Source organism: Shewanella sp. SP1S2-4 (genome assembly GCF_031932075.1).
In the GTDB taxonomy this organism is placed as follows: domain Bacteria; phylum Pseudomonadota; class Gammaproteobacteria; order Enterobacterales; family Shewanellaceae; genus Shewanella; species Shewanella baltica.
In genome coordinates this window covers 56,131-82,770 of the sequence record NZ_JAUOET010000020.1, presented here as the reverse complement: position 1 = coordinate 82,770, position 26,640 = coordinate 56,131, and the positions used below count along the sequence as shown (strand labels likewise).

Sequence of the window (26,640 nt, the reverse complement as noted above, 5' to 3'; positions counted from 1 at the left end):
GCTGAGCCATTTGGTTGGATTATCACTTTTCAGATTTAGTGGTTTGCCATAGGGGCAGATCAATAAATCATAGCGTTCAAGCTCTGTTAAATGGCCATTCTGGTCCAATATAACGGGTTCTAAACACAAAAGTAATTGCAGTGGCATGCCAACATTTTGCTCCTGTTCTGTGTTGAGTGTGTTTCTGCTTGAACCATAGGTAAAAGTGTCGTTAATGGAAATTTTTTCGATATTAGAGCGGTATTTGCCCCGTTTGGTCATTACATTGAAATCGAGAACTTTGTCACCCAGTAATTGGCTCTCAATTTGAGTTTCACCCTTAAAATTAAAAGGGGCATCATTGGGGATTAATATGGTGCCGCTATTGAGATTATCCCCTTGAATATGCAGTTTAAGTCCCTCACCTTCGAGTAAGCATAGTTGCCTGTCTATGCCAATAAATGAGGAAAAGGGTCCGTTGCTACTAATGCTGGCTATGCTTATTCGATAATCAAAGTTGGATAAATCCGCATTACTTGGGGAAATAAGTAACTGTTTGGTACTGCCGCCGCCATTTTTCCATGGTGTTGATGGGCAATCTTGGTAGCGGAGCAGTTGCGTGTGTTTATTTGAAGCCATTCCTTCGTCTCTGTATTTACCTTGAGGTTGATTAATGATGCTCGCTCATCCTTGAGCGTATACTTGTTCTGCTATTGTTTCTTTTTCAATACATAATTAGCGGCCAGATCGCCAGTAATTCTTTGGCCTTCAGTATCTAACATGATCAGTTGATTCTCGCCGACCAGATATTGTGTGCCATCATCCAAGGTGATTTTTTGGCCTTTCTCATCCCACACCGCTTTGCCTATCAATTTAAAAATCTTCTCATCTTTACCCAAATAAACCGTTTCTTGAACAAAGCGATTATCAGCTTGTAATGTGATCAGGGTTTGAATGCCTTCACAGCTGGCGCAAGGTAACACACCTTCATAGCTGCCTGCCCAATCGAGCGAATTTTGACTGGTATCGCCGACAGGGACGGTTGTAGCGGCTTCTGTTTGAACTTGGGCTGTATTAACCGCAGTGTTTTCTTTTGAGGCTTCTGAGCAAGCCGTGGTAAATAAGGCCAGCAGTGCGATGTAACATAGTGATTTGTTCATAGTGGCTCCAATAGCATTTCAGGGTGTTATGGATTAAGTGTATTCATCATACCCGTCAAGGTTGGCAGAGCCTAACTTTGACTATTCCTAATTTATAACAATAGGTTAAGTTTTGTGTATTTGTATTCCACGTGGCGAGAGTGTTAGTGATTAGCCTAAAGTCTGTAACTAATAAGATGATAATTTATCCTTTGAAACTAGTCACTTTCGAGATTGAATCTATACTAAAGCTTAACTATTCATCGTAGACGGTGGTTCTGTGGCGTTATTTAAGAAAAGTGCTGATGTTATCGAGGATACATCCCATAAGCCTAAACAAGGCATTTGGAAAGTTGCCATTATTGATGATGAGCCTGGGATCCATGAGGTGACTCGATTTGCCCTGAAAAATCTGACCTTAGATAATCGGGTATTACAGTTCTATTCCTGTTACAGCGCCGCTGAAGGCTTAGCGTTACTTCAAACCGAAACGGATATCGCATTGGCTTTTATTGATGTGGTCATGGAAACCGACCATGCTGGGTTAGAGCTAGTTCAAAAAATCCGTACTGAATTAAATAATCACAGCACCCGCATCATTTTACGTACGGGCCAGCCGGGACAGGCGCCTGAAGATCAAGTTATTCGGGACTTTGATATCAATGATTACAAGGCCAAGACAGAGCTTACCGCGGCTCGGCTTAAGTCTTGTGTTTACACTTCACTGCGTTCCTATCGCGATATTAAAATCATCGAGCAAAGCCAGAAGGGGATGGAGAAAGTCATTGCCGCCTCTACCTCTGTGCTTAAAAGCCATACATTGCATAATTTTGGCAGTGCGGTACTCGAACAGACCCTGCAGTTACTCAATCTTGAAAGCTCAGCCCTGTATCTCACGAGTTACCATCAAGACCTTTACCTCGATACCCAAATGAATCTACTGGCCGCCACGGGCGATATGGTCAGTTACTGCGAAGGTGGCAGCGTTGAGACACTTCCTGGGGATGTACGTGAGTATATTATCGAGGCTATCGCGCTAAAAACCTCGCTCGTTCGTGACAATATTTACGTTGGATTTTATGAGCTAAGTGGCCATGTCACCAGTATTTTATACTTGCAGCACAACACTAAATTAACGGATTTTCAAGTCAGTATTCTTGAGCTATTTGCGGCCAATGTGAGCTTAACCTTCGAGAATTTGTCGGGCCGTGAAAATGTACAGCAAACACAAAGGGAGCTGATTTTAATCATAGGCGATGCCATTGAACAGCGCAGTAAGGAGACCGGGGCCCATGTACGTCGGGTTGCGCGCATGACTGAAATGCTCGCGATTGCCATTGGCATGAACGCCGACTTTATTGAAACGATTCGTTACGCCGCGCCTTTGCACGATGTAGGTAAAATAGGTATCCCTGAGAGTATCTTACATAAGCCAGGCAAGCTTGATGCCGAGGAATGGGCGATCATGCAAACCCATGCTGAGAAAGGCTATAACTTGCTCGCAGGCTCAAATCGTATTATTGCCAAAATGGGTGCCCGAATCGCTTATACCCACCATGAGCGTTGGGATGGGCAAGGTTATCCCCGTGGAATTGCTAAGGACGATATTCCCATTGAAGGCCGACTCATGGCGATTGTCGATGTGATTGATGCGTTGCTTTCCAAGCGCAGTTACAAAGAGGCGTGGTCAGTCGATGCGGTGCGAGAGTATATTTTGGCGCAATCGGGTAAGCAGTTTGACCCCGTATTGTGTGAAGCTAGCCTAAAACTGTTAGATGCGTTTGCCTCCCTACATATCCATATTCCGGATGAACCGCTATGACCCGAATGCTTGATCGAATCCTATTTGATGTTAGTAAATCTCAGGTTATTGATGAGGGCGATCTCATTCAAGCTTCGCAACTTATTGTGAGTTCCATCTGTAAGGGACTACATATCTCGCGGGCGGGCATTTGGTTGTTTGGTCAGGATAATCAGACTATCGCTTGTTATTATTTACTCGACCACCAACAGCCGCAAGAGGCGTTAGTGCTCACTCGCGCGCAGTTTCCCCATTATTTCAGCCTACTCGATAATGAGCGCACTATTGTCGCCAATAATGCCCAAACCGATCCCGCCACCAAAGAGTTTGTTGAAACCTACCTGAAACCGAATCAGATCACCTCTATGCTTGATAGCCCCATTCGTCACCACGGCAAAATGGTGGGGATTATTTGTTCTGAGCATCAAGGTGAGCCGAGGGAATGGACGCGGGATGAAAAGGCGTTTGCTTCGGCACTGGCCGATCTGTTTGGCCGAGCCATGAGTGCTAAAGAGATCCTCGAATACCAACAAAAGCTCAAACTCATTAATACCGATTTGGAGCATCAAGTTGAACTGCGAACAACGGAGCTCGAGACGGCACTATCGACCTTAAAATCGACCCAAAAGCACTTAATTGAAAATGAAAAAATGGCCGCCTTAGGTAGCTTAGTCGCCGGTGTGGCCCACGAGGTGAATACACCGCTGGGTATCGCGGTAACATCCGTGACCCATTGTTTGGATGAGTTATCGCTACTAAAAGGGTCATTCGAGAAAAACGATCTCGATGAAGATAAGTTTGTCAGTTTTATCAATACAATGCAGGATGGTTTATGTTTAATTGAGCGTAATCTTTCCCGCGCCGCAGAACTGGTGCATAACTTTAAACGCACTGCCGCAGATCAATCGATATTGGAACGTGAGCGCTTTAATTTAAAGAATTATATCTTCCAAATATTTAGTTCGTTAAAGCCCTTAATGCGTAAGAAAAACATCACCTTAAAAGTCGAGCTCGATGACAATATTTTCATTGATTCCTATCCCGGCGCCATCGCTCAGATTTTTACCAATTTAGTCGCTAACAGTTTTCGCCACGCTTTCCCCGATGATTTTGTCGGAGATAAACAAATTGATATTGTGGTTGAAAAGGAGGGATCACAGATCAAGATGACGTATCAAGACAATGGCATCGGCATGTCTGATGAAGTGAAAGCCAAAGCATTCGAGCCATTTTTCACCACGGCGCGCCAAAGTGGTGGCACAGGGTTGGGGATGTCGATTATTTATAATCTGGTCACCCAAAAGCTCAATGGTCATGTTTCACTCTTCTCGGCACCAAATCAAGGGTTACGTATTGAGATGCTGATCCCCGAAAGTAGTAAGGGCGTAGATTAGTCAACACTCAGTTCAGCAAAGGCGTTTGTCTTGATTGAATGGCTCATGTCCTGTCATCCGTTCTTCCGGCTCGTCGTCTTTTATATGCTACAATCTTGGCACTTCACATGGCTTATCAATCTTAAATATTTCAATGAGAAAAGGCATTTTACTGGCGGGCGGTACTGGCTCGCGTCTTTATCCTATGACGCAGGTTGTCTGTAAGCAATTACTGCCCATTTACGATAAACCTATGATTTATTATCCACTTGTCACCCTGATGCAGGCTGGTATTCGAGACATCTTGATCATTTGTACTCCCCACGATTTGCCGCTATTCAAGGCATTACTCGATAAGCAGGTATTTGATGAAATGTAGCGCAACTGAGTTAGCCGAAGTACTGGTGTTTGAACCGCAAGTCTTTGGGGATGAACGCGGCTTCTTTATGGAGACGTTTAGGCAATCCTATTTTGATGCCTGCTTTGCACAGCGGGGATTAGAGTCATGTGTGTTCGTGCAGGAGAATCACAGTCGTTCGCAACGTAATGCCCTGCGAGGCTTGCATTTTCAACGGTGTAAACCGCAGGGTAAGTTAGTGCGGGTCTGTGCAGGGAGCATTTTTGATGTTGCCGTCGATATAAGGGCTAACTCGGCCACCTATGGGAAATGGGTTGGGCGAGTGCTATCGGCAGAGAATCATCTGCAAATGTGGATCCCACCGGGCTTTGCCCACGGTTTTTATGTTCTCAGCGATTATGCTGAAGTTATTTATCAATGTACCCAATATTATGATCCTGAAGATGAAAGTGTTATCGCGTGGAACAGTGCTGAATTTGCCATTGATTGGCCGTTAATTACCGCACCGATTTTATCCGCGCGAGATAGTCTCGCCAGTGCAGCATCATAAAGCCAGCCTCGTCTTGTATTAAAAGGAAGGACAAGGCTGTGATATCGCCTAAAATGGCACTCGGTGTGTGGATTTCGGCAACCGATTGGTGGTTGGGATTTATCCCAAAGCCTAGTGTTGGCAAAAGCATTAGAGAGCAAGAAGTTGTGATTTTATTCATGTGAGTACTGGTGGGCTAAGTTCACTGCAACAAATTCCTGTCGCTGAGCACTTTCAAGTGCCTTTTGCCGAGACCATTAAAGCTGAGGTCAATATGCCTGTGATTGCCGTGGGCTTAATCACAGATGCTAATAAAGCGGAAACTATTTTGGCTCAAGGGCAGGCCGATGCTATCGCGCTCGCTCGTACTGTGCTCTATGACCCCCCATTGGCCATGGCGTGCTGCAGTAACCTTGGTGCAACGGTAAAGCACCGCCACAGTATTTACGCTCGTCGCCACATGGGGTGAAGTCGCCGATAGAGTAGGCCGCTTAATTTGCTATTCATCAGTGACATTAAGCCCTAAATTTTAACCAGTTTTTATGGGCAGAAAACAAAACGGGCAAGAATTATCTTGCCCGTTTTTAGTTTTAACTCGTACACATTATTTCGTGGGTTCAACACTCGGTTTGGTATACCAAGGTGCTCGCGCATCAGTAACATCAAACAAGTTGTACTTACGTCCAAGCATTTGGCCACCGTCACGGGTCAGTGGTGACCAAGCTAACATGGCACGACTGTGGGTTGACTTAATGGTCATCAAATCGAATGGAATAGAGATATAGAAGCCTTTCGTAAAGCTACCTTCGCCGTATTCTTCTGCTGATAAATCCGTTTTAGTCGCAAAGGCACCGACAATAACACCACTATCAAACTGCTTTGAAAAACTGACTGTCACACCTTTATCTTCGGTGAGATATTGTCCTGCACTGACAGTTAGTAAGGTATTGGGGAACCACTCTGGCTGATAATAAGCCGTTGCATGTCCAGTCACTACCCCTGTTTGTACTCTGTATGCTTGATTAGTTTGCGGATCATATTGGTGTTCGTCACTAAAGAATCCTAACACACTGTCTGGATCGCGCTGTTTTGCATAGTTTATATCAAAACCGAATGCCCATTGGCTATTGAGTGGACGATAGAGAAACTCTGTCCCTACACCGCCATACATCATCTCCAAATAACCACCATAGGCTTGATAGGAAATATTATCGCTTAGGTTATCCATCCAAGTGAGTTGGAGATTGTTGATACGCACTGGATTATCGTGAACGTATTGGCGAATTAGTGTACGAACCCGTTTTAATTGAGTTCCATCGGAAGGAATTTCATATACAAATTTATCATAGTTATCATAAAGATTTAGATAAATGGTACTGCCAAATTCAAAATTATCAGTAAACCTGTAGTTTGCACTACCAGTCAATCCAATATTGAACATATAGAAACCTTCATTACCGCCGAAGGATTGCACCATGCTGGGAACGACATTAAAACTTAATTTATTTAACCAATCGTCATCAACTTGCGTGACTAATTCGCCTTGAGGCAGTCTTGGTACAATAACTTGACTCGCATCACTAACCTTAGCATTGAGGTAACCAAAGCTGGCAACTTTGGCAAACTTTTCTGCATCGATAAGTGTTTCTGTAATAGGTTGATTATAGTGGGTCTCTATTAAGCGGTACTCTTTGATTTGAGTTCGAGTACTATTATTGGCGAGTATAGTTGCAGCTCTTTGATGGGCTTCATTTCTATCTCGAAATTTAGTTTGTTCACCAACGACTGTAATACTGTCGGAATCGAGATAAATCTTGGCATTGTTGTAGCCTGCAATAGTTTGCAGCTCTTCAGCAACCTTGTTCCAATCAACAGCTGAGCTTGTTATTGGTTGCACCATTAAATTGCTATGAGCCACTTCCACTTTGGTATCTAAGGTGGTTTTAGTCGGTTTTGTTGAAGGTTCAACACCGCCTAGCGGTAAATTGACTGCTTGCACCTGCGTTAATGGCGCGGCAGGGAGCGGCTTATATTTCGCGGCTGCTGGATCACGCTTTATCTGAGTTAAGGTATTAAAGTTTGTTTGCAGACTAAAACCGAGCGTCCAAGTATTACCACGTTCATAACTTAAATGCAGATCGCCCCAGTCACCAAATCGGTATAGTAAACCATAGTTGAATTTGCTGTCCTGTGGCATAGCATTTCGCTCGCTGCCACGCACGACAGGGAAGTCGGATAGGTAATCGTTGCCGTCATATTCAAGCTTTAGCCGCAACGGTTCCCATGGCGTTTGATACTCAACGCCACCGAATAGTGCAGCACAGCCCTTAAACCAGCGTTGGTAATCGACTGTGCCGCCTTTGCCGCCAAAAGAAGTATCGCGATCGCAGTTATTGTTAAGATCCTTTTTATCTGAAGTTAGGTTGCCGCTATTACCGATATAACCCCAGCCAATCCCTAAGGTGAAGTCTAGTGGACCGACTCGTTTCGTCGCTGCAATAAACTCGCCATCGAATAACCCTGTGCCACCAAAGTCGCGCACACCGATAGAGGTTTCTGGGAGCCAGTTTGTTTCTTCAAGCAAACGAACTTTAAAGTCAATACCCTTATCAGTGTACTTAGTGTTACCACTGAAATTGGGATCGCTGCTATAGAGTAAATCCTGCACTTGGGTATAACGTACTGTGGTCTCAAACCAAGGAAACAGTTGTACTGAGGCAGTGAAGTGTTGGTAGTCTTCGTTATAGCTAGTGGCAAAATTAAACTCGCCTTCAGGGGCCATACGGCCAGTCGGCATTTGCATTAAACCTACACCGCCAAAATCCGATTGCGAGGCTAAAAGTGTAGGATAGGAAAATTCATCTGCAGTTACCTGGAGCAATGGTAATAATGCCAACGATAGTGCAGATAATCGACCTAAGGTATGGATTGAGTGGCTAGACTTTTTCATTACAGAGCTCGATTCCTGAGTAATTCAACAATGTTTTTATTCAGCTGAGTGTAGTCATCAAATAGACTTGAAAACTCAACGTAGAGACTCGCTCCAGGAGCAATATCTTGCTCTTGATGATTCCAATAAGCGATGGGTTGTTTTATCGCTTTGCCATCGGGTTGAATAATCCACACTGTGCTTGTTTCTGCATTATTGAGTAACCCAGCTTGCTTGAGATACTCTTTACTATCAATATTGGATTGCCATTGATAACTTCCCATCTGTTCGACGGCACCTAATAAAGTGACTGTTGTAGGGCGAGGCGGTAAAACCAGTAGAAAGCGACCATCAAGTCCAGCGTTAAATGATTGATTGATTCGAATTAGATCAATATCCAAAGGCTGTATTACACGCTGTCCAAGTTTGATCTTTCGTATAAACTGCGCAAGTTTTGCGAGCTGGGCGATATAATGACTATCATCCGTTGCCTCCCCCATCTGGATGAGTTGGCTGAGTACTTGTTGGCGTTTTGCTTCTAAACTCGCCGTATTTTTGATATCAAGCAGCGCAGCGCCTAACCAATAGATAGGTACAAGATTATTACTGCTGGATTTATTATGCATCGGAAGTTGGGTTAATCCATCACGTATCGCTTGTTCAATGCGTATTGTTTTTGGGTATGTTATTTCAATAACCGTATTTTGGTTAGCAGATGATGTGATTAACAGTTGTGTTTCTGACTGAACGTGGTTAGACAAGAAAACACTAATCAGAAGCGTCAGAGATGTTAAATAAGGTCTCATAATGTCTCCACTAAGACGCAAACGGCTTGAGTAATGTGATATCGATAAAAGGAAGATTTGGGGCTATTTTTTGATGGCTTTTAATGACTTTGCCATTATCAGGTTTTAACCAAAATTCATTTTGGTATTGAATGTCAAGAGCTTCAACGGTCACTAATTCGCTATAATGTAGTGTTGGTGTTGAAGTACCGTTGATGACAATATTTTCTGCAGCGATAAATTCAAATTGAGAATTTGCTTTGTAGCCGTAATGATAACCTGGTTGCCAATCAATGGTCCTAGTCCACGTTTTTGGAGTACTGCTCAGATGTAAGCCTAGGAGTAAGGGATCGGGTTCTGTACTTTCTAGCCCAGCTAAATTCCCCGTTAGAAAATTATGGGTTTTGACTAAGCGACCGTTAACTGTAACTAACATACCATTATCAACAGAGAGCCATTTCAGCTCAGTTACTTTCTCTTCAGGCATAATAGGTGTTAAAGATATTTTAGGGTCGGCAAAAGCTAAAACCACAAAAGATTGTGAACCATCTTCAACTTTGACATAAATACTGGCATAGGGGATAGCATTCACTTGTTCATTGGTGAGTTGAATATCTCCATCTTTGATGAAAGCAAATTTGACAGTATCGTTGAATGCACTAATTTTTTGACTGCAACCTGTCATGCCAACTAATACTGTAGAAAGGGTGAATAACGATGTTAGAGTTTTAGATATACGCATCCTAGCTTCTTATTTTCATTAGTAAAAATGGCTAAACATATCGATATTAGACTGAGTTCAAGTCTATACACCAGATTGACGTTTCTTTTTCCTTCAAAAAATAACCGCCATCAGGCGGTTATTTTATAAACTAAGTTAATTTACTAACTAGTTTGTATAGGTAACAGTATTAACGGTACCTGTGATTGGGTTACCATCTGCATCATTTCCAATGACTACAACAGTGGCAATCACTACACCAACACCAATAGATGTTGCAACTAAAGTGCCGACACTAAGAGTAGATACATCAAAGCCCGCAGCAGTACCATCAACAACTGCAGTAGCATCAGCATTTGCCGCTACTGAAGTAAACATTGAAAGTGCAGCAATAAGTGCTAGTGAAGTTTTTTTCATCTTGATTCCCTTTTAGAAAAAATTTAAGTGATTTTTAGCTAATCTAGTAAAACATGATAGGGGATACTAGCTAAATGATCAATCTTAAATCCTAAAGAGGATTCAGGCTTTCGATTGAAATTTTACTTAACTTTAGCTAAGCCCATTTATTTTAATGAGTTATTTATATTTGCTATGAACACGTCATAGATACTTGCCATTATAAATCTGCTTTAGTCAATGAGTGCTGCATCATAGCTGTTAGCGATGAGATTCTGCGCTATTTTCTGACTTTAAACCAAAAAACGCTTTTAGTTCGTCAATTTGCTCCATGGCATCTTTATAGCCTAAGTCGATTAATGCGCTGGTGTAGGTTTTTTCGAATAGCAGGTAGGACACGATACTCGAGTCGGATTGCCTATCAATGCCGATAAAACCGAGTAAGGTTTTTACTGCCCATGGCATGTCATCGTAGAAGCGGGCGGCAATTTTACTGAGGTCTTCGCTGGGCTTGATGACTAAGGTTTTAATTGGATGCAAGGCCAGCTTGTTGCGGCTTGACTCGGGAATGAGACTTAAGGTGTTGTTGATCCTTTCGAGCCGCTCAAGGTCACTGTTTAAGGTATCTGAAAAGATAGTATCGAGCAGGTGGCCTGCTATGGTTGCTGTTTTCGGGTGATACTCCAGTTCCATTGGGAAGTGTTTGTGTGGGCTCTCTAGGTTAATGACTAAGAGTTTTTCTGCGCCTAAATGGATAGGGCTTGAGAGCGGTGCTAGCTGGTGGACCGAACCATCACCATAATAGGCTTGGTTGAGTTTAATCGAGGGGAACACCATAGGAATGGCCGAACTGGCGAGTAGGTGTTCAGTGTTGAGCATCATACGTTCGCCACTGCGCCGAGCGCGGGTCCAGTTTTCGATATCCCGTGATGCTTGGAAAAAACTTACTGAGCGTGAGTTGTTGTAGGAAGAGGCATCGACGCTGAGTGCGGTGAGGGCGCCGCTGCGAATATTACGATCGATGCGTTTAAAATCGATTAATTCATTGAGCAGTTTTCGAAGAGGATCGTTATCGAGCAGACTGCCAGCGTCGGTATTAACCTTATCATCCTGCATGCCTTTGAGTGCCATTTTACCAAGGTGACCAAGCACGCCAGTGATGGATGCGCGATAGACTTTGCGAGTTTCAAAATGGCGCCACACCCATTCAAGCTTTTTGACGCCAAGATGAAAACAAGAAGCATGGGTAGCAATGGAAGTGCCATTAATGGCACCTGCCGAGGTGCCACAAATGATTTTAAAGGGAATGCCATGATTACGCGGATAAAGCTGAACCAGTGCTTTTAGCACGCCGACTTGATAGGCGGCTCTTGCGCCGCCGCCACCTAAGACTAATGCAGTTGATGTAGGCAATCTTCAGACTCAATTTATTGTTTTAATAGTTTTATTAAAGCAACGCCCCCCTATAAAAAGCAAGTCGGTAGACTCAATTAGTTGCAAATTTCGATTTATAGTTTATTCGATTGCTGCAATATTTCGCTTTAGACAATTAATCCGCTGTAATCTTGATTGTTTGGCTGAGGCCAAAACAATGCTCTGCTGTTGGAAACTCAGCGGTTCTTACTTCTCTGGCGTATTCGGCGCAGGTGTGAGTGATTAAGGAGCTTAGGTCGATATAGCGTTTGGCAAATTTAGGCGTGTAGTCAGAAAATAAGCCTAAAATATCCTCAGTCACGAGCACTTGACCATCGCAGGCGGGTGAGGCGCCAATGCCGATTACGGGGATTGAGACTTCTGCCGTTACTGTACGCGCCGCGAGCTCGGATGTGCCTTCAATCAGTATGCTAAAAGCGCCAGCCTGCTCAAAGTCTTTCGCTAAACGAACGAGGGCTTCGATGGCGGCAGCATCCCTTGCTTGGGTTTTAAATCCACCTAATTGATTGACGTGTTGTGGCATCAATCCTATGTGTGGCATCACAGGGATGCCTCGCTGGGTTAAAAAGCGAGTGGTGTCGAGCATCTCTGCGCCCCCTTCGAGTTTTACCGCCTGCGCGCCAGTACGTATTAATACTTGGCTGGCATGTCTAAAGGCTTGCTGAGGCGATTCTTGATAACTCCCAAAGGGCATATCGATAATCACGCAGGCATGTGCTGCGCCGCGAGTGACAGCAAGACCATGATTAATCATCATTTCTAAGGTAACCCCTAGTGTAGAGTCTTGCCCATAAACCACCATACCGACGGAGTCGCCGACGATAATCATATCCACATGGGGATCGATAAGTTCCGCCATCGGTTTTTCATAGGCGGTGAGGGCGACTATTGGCGTTTTACCTTTCATTTTTTGTAAGGTGACGGGCGTAACGCGGTTTTTATTCATGTGGATGCTCATGTCATCTCCAATTTATTAAATCTGAGAGGGCATGTTAGCGCTTGCCGCTTTGGCGGTAGCTCGATAGATTGACTTAATGTCTAGATAAAAAGACACTTCTACACATATATGCTTTTATACAAAGAGGCACTTCTATACGGAAGAGGCTCGATAATACGAAAAGAAGCTTCGATATAAAAATCACCTTGGACGATAACACCTTGAATCAAGAAACCGACACTCCTTTATCCCAGCAGCACATCACTCAGCACACTCAGGTGGCGCCATCACGTTTAGCCGCCGCAGGGCTAAGCGCGTCCATCATGTTGCTTAAGCGAACACTCATGCCGTATGAACATGTGCAGCGCCATCGTCATTCTTGGGGACAGGTCATTTATGCCAGCCAAGGTGTGTTGAGTGTGATTACGCCAGCGGGGCGTTACATAGTGCCGCCTGAACAAGCAGTGTGGGTGCCTCCCTTTGTCGATCATGAGGTTATCGCGCTAGGTCAGGTGCAATTGAGCAGTTTGTATTTGGATGACACCCAGATAGGCGGTTTTCCACCCGACTGTACTTGTTTGAGTGTGAAGCCTGTTTTGCAGTTGTTACTGCAAGAGGCTAATGCCTTGATGAAGAGTGAGGCTGGGCTGATTGATCCCGATTTTAAGGATAGCGTCATGCGACTCTTGCTGGTGATCCGTGACTTTATGGTACTCGCCCCTAAGGTCGCCTTGGATTTACCTTATCCTAGGGATAAAAAATTACTGCGCATTACCGAGGCTTTGCTTGCCGATCCAAGTGAGCAACGTACTTTGGTTGATTGGCAGCGGGAGGTCGGTGCCTCTGCCCGCACGTTAGCGAGATTATTTAAACAGCAAACAGGGCTGAGTTATAGCCAATGGTTGCAAAGGCTTAGATTGCAGGTGGCGATTCAAATGCTCAGCCGAGGTGAATCTGTGCTCACTACAGCGTTATCTTTAGGTTATGCCTCGGGTTCAGCCTTTGGTTATATGTTTAGGCAGTTGATGGGCGTCGCTCCGAGTCAGTACCTGTTAGCGCAAAATACCTTGCCAAAAATACAGTGCCAAAAATACAAAGATAAACAGCTACAGATAAAAGTCATGTCGTGAGTGATCGACGAAGGTCAATAAAAGTCCAATAAAAAGCCAATAAAAAAACGCACTTAAGCTGGGCTTAAGTGCGTTTCGTTTTTGATCGTTAAGCTTTTCTATATTTCGCGTTGAGGCTTAGCCTTTCACTGCGTTTTTCAGGAAGTCGAGCAGTTGATCAAATGGAATATCTTGCTTTTCACCGGTACGGCGGTTTTTGTATTCAAATACGCCAGCATCGATATTGCGATCGCCAATCACCACTGTGTGTGGGATACCAATCAGTTCCATATCGGCGAACATTACGCCTGGACGCTCTTTACGATCGTCCAGTAATACGTCAATACCCGCTTCGTTTAAGTCTTTGTATAACTGCTCGGCGATATCGGTTACGCGGTGCGACTTGTGCATGTTCATTGGCAGAATGCCCACGCTAAATGGCGCAATCGCCTCTGGCCAAATGATGCCACGGTCATCGAAGTTTTGTTCGATGGCTGCTGCCACAATACGGCTCACGCCGACACCGTAACAACCCATCAGTAGCACCTGTGACTTGCCATTTTCGTCAAGTACAGTCGCGTTCATCGATTTAGAATAGTTAGTGCCCAGTTGGAAAATATGGCCCACTTCGATACCGCGTGCCATAGCATAAGTGCCTGAACCATCAGGTGTTGGCTCGCCTTCGACTACGTTACGGATGTCGGCAACTTGCGCTGTCGGCAGATCGCGTTCCCAGTTGATACCAAAATAATGTTTATCATCAACGTTAGCACCGGCGGCAAAATTGCTCATGACGCTAACGCTGTGATCGATAACGATAGGGATTTTAAGACCGATAGGGCCAAGTGAACCTGGACCTGCGCCGATGGCGTCACGGATCAGCGCTTCTGGCGCCATTTCTACTGGTGATGCCACTAAGTCTAACTTGTCGGCTTTGACTTCGTTGAGTTCATGGTCACCGCGAACAATCAACGCCACTAGCGGAGCAGCTTCGGTCGCACCTTTAACGATCAAGGTTTTGACGGTTTTAGTGATATCCAGATCAAACTGCTCAACCAATTCAGCAATGGTCTTTGCATTTGGGGTATCGACTAAACGCAATTCTTCAGTGGCTGCGCCGCGAGGCTCAGTAGGCACTGGTGATTCAGCTTTCTCGATGTTAGCCGCGTAATCGCTACCCGTTGAGTAAGCAATTAAATCTTCACCGCTTTGCGCTAGCACGTGGAATTCGTGTGACATGCTGCCACCGATAGAACCTGTGTCAGCTAATACTGGACGGAAGGCTAAACCCATGCGCGTCAGAATGTTGCTATAGGCGTTGTACATGGCCTCATAGGTTTCATTCATGGTATCGACGTCAAGGTGGAAAGAGTAGGCGTCTTTCATCAAGAATTCGCGTGAGCGCATCATGCCAAAACGTGGGCGAACTTCGTCACGGAATTTGGTTTGAATTTGGTAAAGGTTCAGCGGTAATTGCTTGTATGAGCTGACTTCTTTACGGATCAGGTCTGTGATCACTTCTTCGTGGGTTGGGCCCAGTACGAAGTCGCGATTGTGGCGATCTTTAAAGCGCAGCAGCTCGGGACCAAACTTTTCCCAACGACCTGTTTCTACCCACAAGTCTGCCGGTTGCACCATAGGCATTAGAATTTCAATTGCACCGGCTTTGTTCATTTCTTCACGAACAATGGCTTCGACTTTACGCAGTACGCGTAAGCCCGTGGGGAGATAGCTATAAAGGCCCGACGCATTACGACGGATCATGCCCGCACGTAACATTAATTGATGACTAATGACTTCTGCGTTGGCAGGAGTTTCTTTCTGTGTTGATAGCAGGTACTTGCTGACGCGCATTACCGATGTCCAAATTTGAGTTGAATGGTCGCCATTTTATCACCTGCTTTGATGATGTCACCTACGTATTTAGGTTAAATTCAACTAGCTGGGAGACAAATAGCATTTTTGAGAAGATTACTGAGCTAAAGGAAAGCGATTTAAGATGCGATTTGTGCTGGCCGATTTAGCTTTTATCACGCCTATCGCCAATCACTTTGGCGGGATTGCCTGCCACTATCGCCCAGTCGGGCACATCTTTCGTCACTATGCTGCCCATACCCACCACAGCGTGATCGCCAATGGTCACACCATCGACTATGCCTGCCTGAGCGCCAATCCACACATCTTTACCAATAACAATGCCTTTGGAGTTGGCAGCTTGTTGATATATGGGCGTATCTGGCGCCATGCCATGGTTGAAGGCATAAATAGTGACATTATTAGCGATGCGAGTCTGGCTGCCAATTTGAATACCGACTCTGCCGCCATCGAAGGAGCAACCATGATTAATTGCCACTTCGTCCCCCATAGTAATGGGGCCGTGTAAAAAGCAATCGGCGGCGATCATGCAGCGATTACCCATGCGGATATCGCGATTGGGTTCGGCAAATAACTGCGCTTCTGGGGCGATAAAACAGTGCTCGCCGATGTTAACCGTTTCGAGGGCACAGAGTTTTGCTTGGATCTCATCCTGCCAAGGTTTTGCCCAAACTAAATGTTTCTCTTTTAAAGAAAAATACAGCCACGGCATCCAAGAGAGACGCTTTTTATGCTGGCTTTGATAATCAGGCAAAGATGCCGGCTCTGATCTAGGCGTTGGCGCAGACATTTAGCCACATTTCCCCGGTTTGAGTTCTAATACCAAGATGTATTCTTGGTCATTATCATCGGCCGCCATTTGCCAGAACACATCTAAATCATAGAGGGCGACTTGATAAAGCTTAGGATCGTCCTTGGCTTTTTTATAGGCGGGGCGCGGATCTTGACCCAAGACTCCGCGGATAAGTACGGCTAAATCTGTGTAGGTTTCCTGCTGGGCGTAACGCTCAATCTGTGCCTTGGCATTATCGGTATACACCACTGAAATCAGTTTAGGGGCGTCTTGAGCAATGCCGCCGACAGCATCGGTAATCGAATCCGAGAAAGGGATGTAAGGCTTAATATCGATAATTGGCGTACCATCGACCAGATCCATACCGGAAATTTCGAGGCACACTTTGCCCTTGCGTTGTACTACGCCGTGCAGTTTCACCACTGACTGACCTATGCCATTAGGGCGAAAAGTGGAGCGAGTGGCGAATACGCCGAGTTTTTCATTGCCGCCTAATCGCGGCGGCCTGACTGTAGTTTTCCAACCTTGGGCAAGATTTTCATGGAAGCAAAATAGCAACCAGAGATGGGAATACTGCTCTATGCCACGCACCGCATCGATATGATTTACATGGGGTTCAAGTTCGACATAGCCGCGTGCCTCAACGAGTCCGGGTTGTCTTGGAATGCCAAACTTTTGTTTATACGGCGTGCGGCATGTCGCTACTGCGACAATTTGGTTGGTAAATGTCATGCAAAAAATTACCTAAAAAGATAAATATAACAACCGCCTAAACTCATCATTCTAAGCTCATCATAAGGCCCATCTTTGAGCGCTAATTATGCAGCGTTAGCCATGAATCCTTGCTCATGGAACATCAGCCATTAAGCGGTTGATACGGGCAATCTTAGATCATCGAATCGCGAGCAGTGTGTTGCTCGCGTGGGATTTACTCTGCGGTAGCCGTTTTAACTGCTTGGCCGACGCACAGGGCGCGGCTGATACAACCTTGGGCGGCTTCATCTAACATCACACATTGTTTGATGATAATACCGTTAGCGCCTTTATCTGCGGCGTTACGGCGGGCTTCGGTTCTTGCATCGGCTAATGATGCTGGCGGACTGTTGACATCGGCCTGACAGGATTCCCCTTGGACCAAACCTTTTAATTCATAATGACCTTTTGGCAAGGTATCGCCTTCATAAAGGGTGACATCGGATGCCTTGAAATAGTCATTAATCGCCTCACCGTCCAAATTACTGTTAAAACTGTAGTCGCTTGCACAGGCACTGAGCAGTAGCACTAATGCACTTGAGAGGATAATTTTCATGGTTTGACCTGAGATTGAGGGGAAAACTGCGCAGCCTTGGTAGGCTGCGCCGATGCGATATTATTATCTGAGTAAATTCTACCGCTTAAGGTACTTTTGATAAAGCTGCTGATGGCGATTATTCAGATCTATCTGCCGTCCTTCAATCCAGATAGCCTCTATCTTATTGGTCATAGGGTCGAGAATGTCCCCCTCGGACAGTACAACACTGCCTTGGTATCCCACGGCAATCGCCCCTAAATCCTCGACACCTAACAGTTTTGCTGCATCTAAGGTGATCGACTTAAGCGCTTGCTCAGGCGTCAAACCATAGGCGGCGCTATAACCTGCTGCATAAGGTAAGTTACGGCTATTCCAGTCCGATGAGAACCCAAGGGCGAAGGGAATTCCTGCATTGGCGAGCAAGGAGGGGATTTTAAAGGGCAAATCTACTGGTTCATCTTTACGCTTAGGCAGACTCAAGGTATGAGGATAAATGACCCCAGCTTTAACTTCCCTCAGGCTAGAGGCCAAGCGCCATGCATCGTATCCGCCGACAATCACCAATTTGAATTGGTATTTTTTCGTCAGGGCAATCACTTGCTCAATTTGGCCAACACTGTCGGCATGGGCAAACAGTGTCGCTTTACCTTGGTATAGCGGCAACATGGCCTGCCAGCGAAGGTTGTTGGTCGCGGACTGTGGATCTTCATCCTTGGTTTTATCTTTGCCCTTGGCTTTATCACTTAAGAAATAGCGATAGCCATCTTCAAAGGCGATATTGAGCTGGTCGATCGCCTGCTGATTTTTCTCGATAGCCTTGGCTTTCTCTTTTTCATCTTCAGGCATGCGTTTGATTTGCGGCCAGTAGACATGGAACTGCCCAGCACTGGGGGTCAGCGCATCCTCAATCGTCCACGCATCAAGATTCACCAGCACCGATTGCCCAGCAATACCATCGCCGCTCGGGACGATTTGTGCGTGGGTAATACCGTTGAAACGTATGGTCGGGATGAGCTCAGAATCTGGATTGTAAGCCGTGGCTGTGCTGATCTGCGGATTGATATAACCCACCTCGGCGTTATCAACCGTGGGGCGGCTCATTTCAATTTCGACCAAACCTAAGCTGGTGTCTAGGGCGATTAAGCCCGGATACAAGTGTTTACCGCTGGCATCGACGACTTGAGTGTCACTGGTTTCTGCGGTTGCACTGTTGATTTGGCTGGTGAGTTGAGGTCCAACGGCCGTGATCTTGCCATTTTCAATCAAGACATCAGTGTTGCTGAGCACGCCTTGACTGACTGTGTGCACTGTGGCGTTTTTAATCAGTACGCTGCGTATTTGTTTAGGTGTAGGCACGATATCGTTGGCCATCGCTGGGGCCAGCGTGGTGCAAATCGCGCCCAGTAGCGCCGCAAATAAAACGGGTTTAGATAAATGTTGCATTATTTGGCTCCCTCATGAGTGTGGCCCCATGCCTGATAGTGGGTGTCGCAGTGCCACTGTGGCTCGTTTAGTGGCGTGACTTTTTCACCCGCTTTGGCTTGATCATCACTGCTGAGAATTTTTTGGATAAGTGCGGCGCGCTCGTTGACTACGGCGAGCTGGGCGACTTGGTCTTGATCGCGGTCAAAATAGCGTTTTCCTTCAACCCATGCCTGCGTCACTTTGGCATAAATCGACAGTGGCTCTGCGTTCCACAGCACGATATCGGCCATTTTTCCTGGGGTGAGTGAACCCACAAATTCATCGACTCTTAATTGCTTGGCCGGATTAATAGTGACCATGTTCCAAGCATCTTCCTTTGACATATTGCAATACATCATAGACTTAGATGCTTCTTGGTTGAGTCTGCGCTGCATTTCATAGTCGTCTGAGTTTATGCTGGTGGTCACGCCTTTGTTTTGCATCAAACACGCGTTCTGCGGAATCGCGTCGTACACTTCAAATTTATAGGCCCACCAATCGGCAAAGGTCGAGGCGCCAGCGCCATGGGCGGCCAGTTCACTCGCTACTTTGTAACCTTCGAGTACATGGGTAAAGGTTTGCACTTTAAAGTGATAGGCCTCGGCAAGACGGATAAACATCAGAATTTCTGACTGCACGTAAGAATGAATGTGCACATCACGTTGCTGATTTAATACTTCGGCCACCGCCTGCAGGCGATAACTTGGGCGTGGTGCGACGGTTTTTTTCTTATCGCTGGAGCGCAGGTCATCATAGGCTTTTAACGCATTCTCATAGGCGATGGCGGCATCGAAGGTTTCTTCAAATAACGCTTTGACTCCCATACGCGTTTGCGGGAAGCGTTGTACAAATTTCTCTCCCCAGTTGCTCTGCTTAACGTTTTCACCTAGCGCGAACTTAATACTGGCGGGCGCATTTGCAAATTTAAGTTGCTCGGCCGTTTCGCCCCATTTCATTTTGATCAGTTGCGATTGGCCACCAATAGGATTGGCGCTGCCGTGGAGTATTTGTGCGCTGGTGACACCGCCCGCTAAGGCGCGATACAGTGAAATATCGTCGGGATTAATCACATCACCAATCCGTACCTCAGAGGTTACGGCATCCGTGCCTTCGTTGGTGCCGCCATTTATGGCGATATGCGAGTGTTCATCAATAATGCCCGCAGTAAGATGTTTACCGGTTGCATCAAGTACTTGATAGCCAGAAGGCGTACTGAGTTGCTGGCCAATTTTTTCGATGCTGCCATTGGCCATCAAGAGATCTGCATGTTCGAGAATGCCTTGCTTATCCGAGGTCCACAGGGTGGCATTTTTGATGTGCAGCTTCTCAACCTTGGGCGCTTCGCTCAGTCCATAAGCGACGTTAGGGAAGGTGAGGTGACTCACTAGACTCGTGTTGGCTTCCTCCTTGGGCGCTTGATTGCTTTCTTGGTCAGCACGATTAACCGCTGCAGTTTGTGCTATCGCAATACCGGCAACATTTGTGGTGCGACTCTTGGCATCGACCATGCGGCCTTGAATACCGTCATCGGCCATCCACAGGGTAAAGCGGCTGAGGCCATTGATGCCAGCGGCGCTCAAATCGGCAGTAAAGCTTAATCGACCGTCGTCATCTAACTTAAGTTGAGTGAGCGCGATGCTTTGTTCGCCACTGCTTAAGCTGCCTTGGATTTTGGGTTTATCCCCTTTACTCACATCTTGCAGCGATAAATCCAGCGTGAGGTTATTGAGGCTTAATTGATAATCGCCCAGTAATCTTGCTTGGGGCAGTGAGCGAAGACTTTGCTCCTGACCTTGCAACCAAACACTGTATATCTGACCCTCTTTAAAAATATTGCCCTTAGTGACTACAAAGTCTGCCATGTAACCGGGTGCGAGTTTGCCAGTAAAATCGGCGGTGCCTGTCATCTCGGCGGCTTGGGTGGTTAGTGCGGCCAAGGCTTGCTCTTCAGTTAAACCTTGAGTAATGGCTTGGCGCAGGCGCGGCCAAAAAGCATCGGTCTTAATGCCAAATTGTGTTAGGGCAAAAGGAATGCCTGCATTGGCAACTTCTGCAGGATTGGTTGGCGCACGTTCCCACTGTCTTAAATCCGCCAGTGACACTTCGCGATCGGCATCATCTGTCCCGACATCGGGCGCCTGTGGATAGTTTAAAGGCAAGATTAATGGGTAGTTCAGAGCCTTTAACTCATTGATGCGCGAGTATTCTTGACCATTACCGAGTAGATTGGCTGACAGTTTATGTTCTTTGAGTAAATGGGCGGCGCGCAATTGATCGTTGAGATTTTTGGTTTCAAAGATAATTTGCTTATCGGTTAAATCATCTAAGCGTTCAAAGGCGATATTAAATTCGACTTGATTGTTTATTGCGCCATTGCCTTGTTTGTTTTTATTTTGGTTATACCAATTGGCGTCGGCAAAGGTTTGTCTAATAAGTGCAATACTGCCCATTAATGATGACGGATAATCTTGTTCAGATGAGCCTTTATCGAATGCCATAAAAGGTTGACTGCGGGCACGATAAATCACTTCGTTGGCGGTTTTGTCTGCTAATGACAGGCTGACACCCGTCCCTCGGAAGATTCCGTCGAGTTTGCTACTTTGCACACTCGTAAAGCCATTATTGATCCACTCTTTAGCGCGTTCTTTATTGGGGTAAACGTAATTAAACCATTCTTTTTCAGAATGAATTGCACCATTGTCTGCATTGCCACCGATACGTTTAATATCATAGACAGGACGAGTGAGCCCAAGTTTTGGATATTCGAACTCAATCCCATAATCGGTGAAAGGATCGATAAATCCAGGGTAAATAGTATAACCACTCAAATCGATTTTAAATGCGCCAGCGGGAATGTCACCGTGCTCAATAATGGCTTTAATTCGATTATTTTCAACCAATAAAGTGGCATCACTTAAACGCTTACCCGGCGCAATGATTAATTCAGCATGGGTAAAAGCCGTGAGTTTATTGGAGGTTGTCCCTGTATTGATTTGGGCATATGTGGTCTGTGAGACTAAGCTAGCGATTATGCTGCAGCTTATAATTATCTTATTGTTTATCTGCATTATTTTATTCAATCGAGTGAGGGTGAATAAAGAGTAACTGAAAGCAGATGTAAATACTAAGGTTGAATTGTAACGCAATTTGAGCGGGAATGAGGCGTGGGATTTACGCTTGTTGTTTTAGATTGCAGCCAATAATGGATATAAAAAAGCCCGCAATGAATGCGAGCTTTTATGCAAATGTGTGTTGGTTACTCGAACCGCCACACCGAATTGGATTAGATTAAGAAATCTTCCATAGAACGACCTTTGTTGATCTCGTTCTTAAATACGGTTGGCATACGGCCTTGGCCAGTCCACTGAACCATTTCACCGTCAACTTCGATTTGGTATTTAGCTGGACGAGGAGCGCGTTTTTTCGCGGTTGCTTTAACAGCTACGCCACCTAAGTCATCAATTGATAAACCAACGGCTTCCATTTGTTGACGGATTTCTTCAATCTTAGCATTACGAGCTGCCATGGCTTGTTCTTCTTCCTCAGCCATAGACTCGCGTTCTACTAAAATTTTATCTAATTTGTCGGCTAAATCACGTAACTCTTCAACGCTAAGTTCTTTAACTGCTGCTTTAAAACGACGGCCGTGAGTTAATATCTCTAAAAATTCGCTCATATCTATTTTCGTCCCACTCTAATTTTTAATACAGGATAATGGTGAACAACACCTAAATGATAGAAACTAATATAGCTCGAATCAAATAAAATTATGCGTTTTAAGTAAATTAAATATTATTTATATTTTGAACTTTTCTTATTTACTCAAATAAGTGTCCAAAAAAGTAGCCGTTGCGCGGATTAAAAAATGCAAACAGGCGTTTGACTTTGGTTGACGTTAACGTTAACAGGACGTAAAGTTGCTCTATCCTGCATTGGTATTAACCAATGTTTTGTCCATGTACATGAAAGTGTAGGAAGGAACCCCTATGAAAGTATTGGTGCCCGTTAAGCGCGTTGTTGATGCCAATGTGAAGGTCAGGGTCAAAGCTGACAATACAAGTGTTGACACTGCAAACCTAAAAATGGCGTTGAACCCTTTTTGTGAAATCGCAGTAGAAGAAGCGGTTCGTTTAAAAGAAGCGGGTAGCGCTACTGAAGTGGTTGTTGTCAGTATTGGTAATAAAGCCGTGCAAGAACAATTACGTACCGCGCTCGCATTAGGCGCAGACCGTGCGATTCATATCGATACTGAAGAAGAACTGGTGCCAGTATCTATCGCCAAATTGCTCAAAGCGGTACAAGACAAAGAACAAGCTGAACTGGTGATTTTTGGTAAGCAATCTATCGATGGCGATAACAATCAAACCGGCCAAATGTTCGCAGCGCTGATGGATATGCCACAGGCGACCTTTGCTTCTGAAATCAAATTGGAAGGCCAATCTGTGCAAGTCGCTCGCGAAGTTGACGGTGGTATGCAAACCTTACTTATGCCGCTGCCTGCAGTCGTGACTGCCGATCTACGTTTGAACGAACCTCGTTATGCTTCACTGCCTAACATTATGAAAGCCAAGCGTAAGCCATTAGAAGTCTTTACTGTCGCTGACTTGGGCGTGACGTTAAAGAGTCACCAAACGGTTGTGAAGGTCACTCCGCCAGCAGAGCGTAAAGCAGGCATCATGGTAGCGTCGGTAGCTGAGCTAGTTGAAAAGTTAAAAAATGAAGCGAAGGTGATCTAAATGGCCATTTTAGTATTAGCTGAACATGATAATGCCGCACTGAAACTCGATACGGCAAAAATAGTCACTGCCGCCCGCGCCATTGGCGATGAAGTGCATGTACTAGTTGCGGGTCACCAATGTGGCGCGGTTGTCCAAGCTGCGCAAGCACTACAAGGCGTTAGCCAAGTGCTCGTTGCAGATGCCAGCGTGTATGAAGCGCATTTAGCGGAAAATTTTGCCAAATTGCTGGTGGATTTAGCGCCAAACTATGGCCACATTCTGGCTTCTGCTTCGAGCTTAGGTAAGGACACGCTTCCGCGTGTGGCAGCATTATTAGATGTTGCGCAAATCTCTGAAGTCATTACCGTCGTCAATGCTGACACCTTTGTGCGTCCTGTGTATGCGGGTAACGCCTTAGCGACAGTGCAAAGCCATGATGCCATCAAAGTGATGACAGTACGCGCCAGTGCGTTTGATGCTGCGCCAGAAGGTAACAGCGCGGCTGTGACGACACTCGATAAAGTGTTTGAAGCGAGAACTCAGTTTGTTTCTCAATCTTTGACGGTATCAGCCCGTCCAGAGTTAGGTAATGCTGGCATTATTGTTTCTGGCGGCCGTGGTATGGGCAGTGGTGAAAACTTCGGCATGTTAGAGCAGCTTGCTGACAAGCTCGGTGCTGCGGTTGGCGCATCACGCGCGGCAGTTGACGCTGGCTTTGTGCCTAACGATTTACAAGTCGGTCAAACCGGAAAAATTGTTGCGCCTAACTTGTATATTGCCGTGGGGATTTCTGGCGCGATTCAACATTTAGCGGGTATGAAAGACGCAAAAGTTATCGTTGCTATCAACAAAGATCCTGAAGCGCCAATTTTCCAAGTTGCCGATTATGGCTTAGTTGCGGACTTATTTGAGGCGGTTCCTGAGCTGATCACAAGTCTCGGTTGATTTAAAATGTGATCTAGGTCACATTAAGTGGCTTTGCGCTAGCATCTGCTAAGCCGCTTATGTTTTTATGTGCCTCACGCTCGGGTACGGGCGTTCTTAGAAGTAGAGGCGCGCCAAATATTAGTAGTGATCAGTAGGGTGATTCCGTTGATCGATTGCGAAAGGATTTGGTGCCGAAGTGGTTCGATTTATCACGATCAACTGCTGGGGTTGTACCTAATAGGTGCAACACTGCCATAGTATTTTCCGATACGGATATTGGAAATAGTTACTATGGAGCGCTACTGATAGGACAGGTGACCTTGGGTATCTATTGCCTTTCCCCACCAGTTCAGTCGCCCTCCATTCGTATTTAACGAAGATAATAATCAATGACTGTTATGAATTATGCCGATTCGGCACTTTCCTTGCTGCCGCCTGCGGTGGCTATTGTGTTGGCGATCTTAACTCGCCGTGTACTGCTTTCTTTGGGGTTAGGTATTTTAATTGGTGCTTTATTGCTCAATCAATTTTCACCTGTAGCGACGGGTGAATTTGTATTTAATGGCGTTAAAGGACTTTTTTGGACGGGCGAAGGCCTTAATTCGTGGAACTTATATATTCTCGGTTTCTTAATTGTACTGGGAATGATCACAGCGTTAATTACTGTCAGTGGCAGCGCGCGGGCTTTTGCCGATTGGGCTCGTTTACATATACGTAATAAACGTGACGCTAAATTATTAACCATGTTTTTAGGGTGTGTGGTTTTTATTGACGACTATTTCAATAGCTTAGTCGTAGGTTCGGTCGCTAGACCTGTTACCGACCGTTATTATATTTCCCGTGCTAAGTTAGCTTATTTATTAGATTCGACTGCGGCACCTGTGTGCGTTATTTCTCCAGTATCAAGTTGGGGCGCGTATATTATTGCACTTATTGGTGGAATATTAACGGCCCATGGTTTTGCTGATACTGGCCATTTGAGTATTTTTATTCAAATGATCCCAATGAACTTCTATGCAATTTTCTCCTTGTTATTATTACTTTTCGTTGTCTTTATGGGATTAGATGTTGGGCCAATGCGCGAGCATGAACTCAATGCCCAACGTGGTAATTTATACGATGAGTCAAAGGGATTACCGCCTGGAGCCAATGCGGATTTACCTGAAGCCGAAACCGGTAAGATCTTAGGTTTATTCTTGCCTATTACTGTGTTGGTATTTGCGACCCTGTATTTTATGGTCAACAGTGGCGCTCAAGTTCTTGCCGCTGAAGGGATTGAATTTAATATTATTTCAGCGTTTGAGAAAACCGATGTCAGTTCATCCCTTTTCTTTGGTGCATTAATCGGTTTAGCGATTTCGTTGATATTGAATTTAGTCCAAGGCGTTGAGAAATCAATGATAGTCAAAGGCATAGTGCAGGGCGCTCGCTCTATGCTGCCAGCGATTTATATCCTGTTATTTGCTTGGACTATCGCAGGCGTGATTGGCCAGCTCGAAACCGGCAAGTTTATGGCGAGTCTCGCGACGGGCAATATTCCGTTCGCCTTTTTGCCAGCCCTAATGTTTGTGTTAGCGGGTATTACTGCGTTCTCAACCGGTACTAGCTGGGGCACGTTCGGTATCATGTTGCCGATTGCTGCGGATATGGCGATGGGAAGTCACACTGGCATGATGCTACCTATGCTTGCTTCTGTGCTGGCGGGCGCGGTATTTGGCGATCACTGTTCACCGATTTCCGATACCACGATTTTGTCGTCTACGGGCGCGAGTTGTCACCATATCGACCATGTGGTCACTCAGCTACCGTATGCATTGATTGCGGCGTTTATTAGCTTAACGGGTTATGTCGTACTTGGATTTACTGAGTCAGTTGTCGCAGGTTTAGTGGCCTGTAGTGTGGTGTTTGTGGTTAGTATCATAGTGCTTAAAATCAAATCTAAAGGCGCAATTAGCTAAACGTTAATTGAAACCTTGCACGGCAAAGGTTCACTACGAATAAGTCAAAATAAATCAGCCAGCATTATGCTGGCTGATTTATTTGGTTAACGCTCTATCTCTCTCTATCTTTAACCTAATCGCA

The 26,640-nt window shown here is 45.4% G+C and carries 22 protein-coding genes, 2 pseudogenes and 1 riboswitch; of the genes and pseudogenes, 9 read left to right on the top strand and 15 right to left on the bottom strand.

Annotated elements, in window-relative coordinates; all coding sequences use genetic code 11:
* Both Q4Q52_RS16570 and Q4Q52_RS16565 read right to left on the bottom strand, forming a co-directional pair.
* A partial coding sequence (locus Q4Q52_RS16570) for a HutD family protein (protein ID WP_311991125.1) occupies positions 1 to 618 on the bottom strand: 618 nt, incomplete at its 3' end.
* A 71-nt stretch (positions 619 to 689) separates the two neighbouring features.
* On the bottom strand, positions 690 to 1,139 hold the full coding sequence (locus tag Q4Q52_RS16565) for a copper resistance protein NlpE (RefSeq protein WP_311991124.1): 450 nt from the start codon (positions 1,137 to 1,139) through the stop codon (positions 690 to 692).
* Between the two features lie 259 nt (positions 1,140 to 1,398).
* Here Q4Q52_RS16565 and Q4Q52_RS16560 point away from each other — a divergent pair, with 259 nt between their 5' ends.
* From Q4Q52_RS16560 to Q4Q52_RS16540, 5 genes and pseudogenes are all read left to right on the top strand, one after another.
* Positions 1,399 to 2,940, top strand: coding sequence for a DUF3369 domain-containing protein (locus Q4Q52_RS16560; RefSeq protein WP_311991123.1), 1,542 nt, complete (start codon positions 1,399 to 1,401; stop codon positions 2,938 to 2,940).
* On the top strand, positions 2,937 to 4,313 hold the full coding sequence (locus tag Q4Q52_RS16555; protein WP_311991122.1) for a GAF domain-containing sensor histidine kinase: 1,377 nt from the start codon (positions 2,937 to 2,939) through the stop codon (positions 4,311 to 4,313). The genes Q4Q52_RS16560 and Q4Q52_RS16555 overlap by 4 nt, the downstream gene beginning before the upstream one ends.
* 133 nt (positions 4,314 to 4,446) lie before the next feature.
* A pseudogene (locus tag Q4Q52_RS16550) lies at positions 4,447 to 4,644 on the top strand (sugar phosphate nucleotidyltransferase); the annotation flags it as partial.
* A 16-nt stretch (positions 4,645 to 4,660) separates the two neighbouring features.
* Positions 4,661 to 5,200, top strand: coding sequence for a dTDP-4-dehydrorhamnose 3,5-epimerase (rfbC, locus tag Q4Q52_RS16545; protein ID WP_311991121.1), 540 nt, complete (start codon positions 4,661 to 4,663; stop codon positions 5,198 to 5,200).
* 32 nt (positions 5,201 to 5,232) lie between these two features.
* Positions 5,233 to 5,665, top strand: a pseudogene (locus Q4Q52_RS16540) (tRNA-dihydrouridine synthase); the annotation flags it as partial.
* Between the two features lie 118 nt (positions 5,666 to 5,783).
* Here Q4Q52_RS16540 and Q4Q52_RS16535 read toward each other — a convergent pair.
* The 6 genes from Q4Q52_RS16535 to panB all read right to left on the bottom strand — a co-directional run bounded on the left by Q4Q52_RS16535 (position 5,784) and on the right by panB (position 12,402).
* Positions 5,784 to 8,129, bottom strand: a complete 2,346-nt coding sequence (locus tag Q4Q52_RS16535; protein ID WP_311991120.1) for a YjbH domain-containing protein — start codon at positions 8,127 to 8,129, stop codon at positions 5,784 to 5,786.
* Positions 8,129 to 8,914, bottom strand: coding sequence for a capsule biosynthesis GfcC family protein (locus Q4Q52_RS16530; protein ID WP_311991119.1), 786 nt, complete (start codon positions 8,912 to 8,914; stop codon positions 8,129 to 8,131). Before Q4Q52_RS16530 ends, Q4Q52_RS16535 begins: the two co-directional genes overlap by 1 nt.
* A gap of 10 nt (positions 8,915 to 8,924) precedes the next feature.
* The gene (locus Q4Q52_RS16525) at positions 8,925 to 9,635 is read right to left on the bottom strand and encodes a YjbF family lipoprotein (protein WP_311991118.1); all 711 of its coding nucleotides are present in this window, start codon (positions 9,633 to 9,635) and stop codon (positions 8,925 to 8,927) included.
* A gap of 147 nt (positions 9,636 to 9,782) precedes the next feature.
* Positions 9,783 to 10,031: a hypothetical protein gene (locus tag Q4Q52_RS16520; RefSeq protein WP_220590687.1), complete on the bottom strand. Its 249-nt coding sequence runs from the start codon at positions 10,029 to 10,031 to the stop codon at positions 9,783 to 9,785.
* Between the two features lie 240 nt (positions 10,032 to 10,271).
* Positions 10,272 to 11,423 carry a patatin-like phospholipase family protein gene (locus tag Q4Q52_RS16515; protein ID WP_311991117.1) on the bottom strand — a complete coding sequence of 384 codons (1,152 nt, stop codon included), beginning with the start codon at positions 11,421 to 11,423 and terminating at the stop codon, positions 10,272 to 10,274.
* 136 nt (positions 11,424 to 11,559) lie between these two features.
* Positions 11,560 to 12,402, bottom strand: a complete 843-nt coding sequence (gene panB, locus Q4Q52_RS16510; RefSeq protein WP_311991116.1) for a 3-methyl-2-oxobutanoate hydroxymethyltransferase — start codon at positions 12,400 to 12,402, stop codon at positions 11,560 to 11,562.
* A gap of 185 nt (positions 12,403 to 12,587) precedes the next feature.
* On the opposite strand from panB, the gene Q4Q52_RS16505 reads away from it, so the two are divergent.
* On the top strand, positions 12,588 to 13,511 hold the full coding sequence (locus Q4Q52_RS16505; protein WP_311991115.1) for a helix-turn-helix transcriptional regulator: 924 nt from the start codon (positions 12,588 to 12,590) through the stop codon (positions 13,509 to 13,511).
* A gap of 117 nt (positions 13,512 to 13,628) precedes the next feature.
* Here the strand turns inward: Q4Q52_RS16505 and Q4Q52_RS16500 are convergent, their stop codons facing one another.
* The 7 genes from Q4Q52_RS16500 to Q4Q52_RS16470 all read right to left on the bottom strand — a co-directional run bounded on the left by Q4Q52_RS16500 (position 13,629) and on the right by Q4Q52_RS16470 (position 22,589).
* Positions 13,629 to 15,344 carry a proline--tRNA ligase gene (locus tag Q4Q52_RS16500; RefSeq protein WP_311991114.1) on the bottom strand — a complete coding sequence of 572 codons (1,716 nt, stop codon included), beginning with the start codon at positions 15,342 to 15,344 and terminating at the stop codon, positions 13,629 to 13,631.
* 166 nt (positions 15,345 to 15,510) lie between these two features.
* On the bottom strand, positions 15,511 to 16,155 hold the full coding sequence (locus tag Q4Q52_RS16495) for an acyltransferase (protein ID WP_311991113.1): 645 nt from the start codon (positions 16,153 to 16,155) through the stop codon (positions 15,511 to 15,513).
* Positions 16,156 to 16,890, bottom strand: a complete 735-nt coding sequence (gene tsaA / locus Q4Q52_RS16490) for a tRNA (N6-threonylcarbamoyladenosine(37)-N6)-methyltransferase TrmO (RefSeq protein WP_311991112.1) — start codon at positions 16,888 to 16,890, stop codon at positions 16,156 to 16,158.
* A gap of 196 nt (positions 16,891 to 17,086) precedes the next feature.
* Entirely contained in the window at positions 17,087 to 17,467 is a 381-nt protein-coding gene (rcsF, locus tag Q4Q52_RS16485; RefSeq protein WP_259587007.1) for an Rcs stress response system protein RcsF, read from the bottom strand.
* A 78-nt stretch (positions 17,468 to 17,545) separates the two neighbouring features.
* A complete protein-coding gene (locus Q4Q52_RS16480; protein WP_311991111.1) occupies positions 17,546 to 18,892 on the bottom strand; it encodes an amidohydrolase family protein in 1,347 nt (448 codons plus the stop codon).
* Positions 18,892 to 21,981, bottom strand: coding sequence for an amidohydrolase family protein (locus tag Q4Q52_RS16475; RefSeq protein WP_311991110.1), 3,090 nt, complete (start codon positions 21,979 to 21,981; stop codon positions 18,892 to 18,894). The genes Q4Q52_RS16480 and Q4Q52_RS16475 overlap by 1 nt, the downstream gene beginning before the upstream one ends.
* Positions 21,982 to 22,196: 215 nt before the next feature.
* Positions 22,197 to 22,589 (bottom strand): H-NS family nucleoid-associated regulatory protein, encoded by a 393-nt coding sequence (locus tag Q4Q52_RS16470; RefSeq protein WP_006082339.1) that lies wholly within the window; start codon positions 22,587 to 22,589, stop codon positions 22,197 to 22,199.
* Between the two features lie 310 nt (positions 22,590 to 22,899).
* Between Q4Q52_RS16470 and Q4Q52_RS16465 the strand changes: the two genes are divergently transcribed.
* The 3 genes from Q4Q52_RS16465 (at position 22,900) to Q4Q52_RS16455 (ending at position 26,516) form a co-directional block, all read left to right on the top strand.
* Positions 22,900 to 23,649, top strand: coding sequence for an electron transfer flavoprotein subunit beta/FixA family protein (locus Q4Q52_RS16465; protein WP_006082338.1), 750 nt, complete (start codon positions 22,900 to 22,902; stop codon positions 23,647 to 23,649).
* Positions 23,650 to 24,576 carry an electron transfer flavoprotein subunit alpha/FixB family protein gene (locus tag Q4Q52_RS16460; protein WP_259562996.1) on the top strand — a complete coding sequence of 309 codons (927 nt, stop codon included), beginning with the start codon at positions 23,650 to 23,652 and terminating at the stop codon, positions 24,574 to 24,576.
* Between the two features lie 95 nt (positions 24,577 to 24,671).
* Positions 24,672 to 24,868: riboswitch (Lysine riboswitch) on the top strand.
* A 79-nt stretch (positions 24,869 to 24,947) separates the two neighbouring features.
* Entirely contained in the window at positions 24,948 to 26,516 is a 1,569-nt protein-coding gene (locus Q4Q52_RS16455; protein WP_011847247.1) for a Na+/H+ antiporter NhaC family protein, read from the top strand.
* The last annotated feature ends 124 nt before the right edge of the window (positions 26,517 to 26,640 follow it).

What these genes read in the sequence shown, in the direction of transcription:
- Q4Q52_RS16565 (WP_311991124.1), bottom strand. Translation starts at nt 1,139, where the DNA reads ATGAACAAATCACTATGTTACATCGCACTGCTGGCCTTATTTACCACG.
- Q4Q52_RS16555 (WP_311991122.1), top strand. Translation starts at nt 2,937, where the DNA reads ATGACCCGAATGCTTGATCGAATCCTATTTGATGTTAGTAAATCTCAG.
- rfbC (WP_311991121.1), top strand. Translation starts at nt 4,661, where the DNA reads ATGAAATGTAGCGCAACTGAGTTAGCCGAAGTACTGGTGTTTGAACCG.
- Q4Q52_RS16535 (WP_311991120.1), bottom strand. Translation starts at nt 8,129, where the DNA reads ATGAAAAAGTCTAGCCACTCAATCCATACCTTAGGTCGATTATCTGCA.
- Q4Q52_RS16530 (WP_311991119.1), bottom strand. Translation starts at nt 8,914, where the DNA reads ATGAGACCTTATTTAACATCTCTGACGCTTCTGATTAGTGTTTTCTTG.
- Q4Q52_RS16525 (WP_311991118.1), bottom strand. Translation starts at nt 9,635, where the DNA reads ATGCGTATATCTAAAACTCTAACATCGTTATTCACCCTTTCTACAGTA.
- Q4Q52_RS16520 (WP_220590687.1), bottom strand. Translation starts at nt 10,031, where the DNA reads ATGAAAAAAACTTCACTAGCACTTATTGCTGCACTTTCAATGTTTACT.
- panB (WP_311991116.1), bottom strand. Translation starts at nt 12,402, where the DNA reads ATGAGCATCCACATGAATAAAAACCGCGTTACGCCCGTCACCTTACAA.
- Q4Q52_RS16500 (WP_311991114.1), bottom strand. Translation starts at nt 15,344, where the DNA reads ATGCGCGTCAGCAAGTACCTGCTATCAACACAGAAAGAAACTCCTGCC.
- Q4Q52_RS16495 (WP_311991113.1), bottom strand. Translation starts at nt 16,155, where the DNA reads ATGTCTGCGCCAACGCCTAGATCAGAGCCGGCATCTTTGCCTGATTAT.
- tsaA (WP_311991112.1), bottom strand. Translation starts at nt 16,890, where the DNA reads ATGACATTTACCAACCAAATTGTCGCAGTAGCGACATGCCGCACGCCG.
- rcsF (WP_259587007.1), bottom strand. Translation starts at nt 17,467, where the DNA reads ATGAAAATTATCCTCTCAAGTGCATTAGTGCTACTGCTCAGTGCCTGT.
- Q4Q52_RS16480 (WP_311991111.1), bottom strand. Translation starts at nt 18,892, where the DNA reads ATGCAACATTTATCTAAACCCGTTTTATTTGCGGCGCTACTGGGCGCG.
- Q4Q52_RS16475 (WP_311991110.1), bottom strand. Translation starts at nt 21,981, where the DNA reads ATGCAGATAAACAATAAGATAATTATAAGCTGCAGCATAATCGCTAGC.
- Q4Q52_RS16470 (WP_006082339.1), bottom strand. Translation starts at nt 22,589, where the DNA reads ATGAGCGAATTTTTAGAGATATTAACTCACGGCCGTCGTTTTAAAGCA.
- Q4Q52_RS16465 (WP_006082338.1), top strand. Translation starts at nt 22,900, where the DNA reads ATGAAAGTATTGGTGCCCGTTAAGCGCGTTGTTGATGCCAATGTGAAG.
- Q4Q52_RS16460 (WP_259562996.1), top strand. Translation starts at nt 23,650, where the DNA reads ATGGCCATTTTAGTATTAGCTGAACATGATAATGCCGCACTGAAACTC.
- Q4Q52_RS16455 (WP_011847247.1), top strand. Translation starts at nt 24,948, where the DNA reads ATGACTGTTATGAATTATGCCGATTCGGCACTTTCCTTGCTGCCGCCT.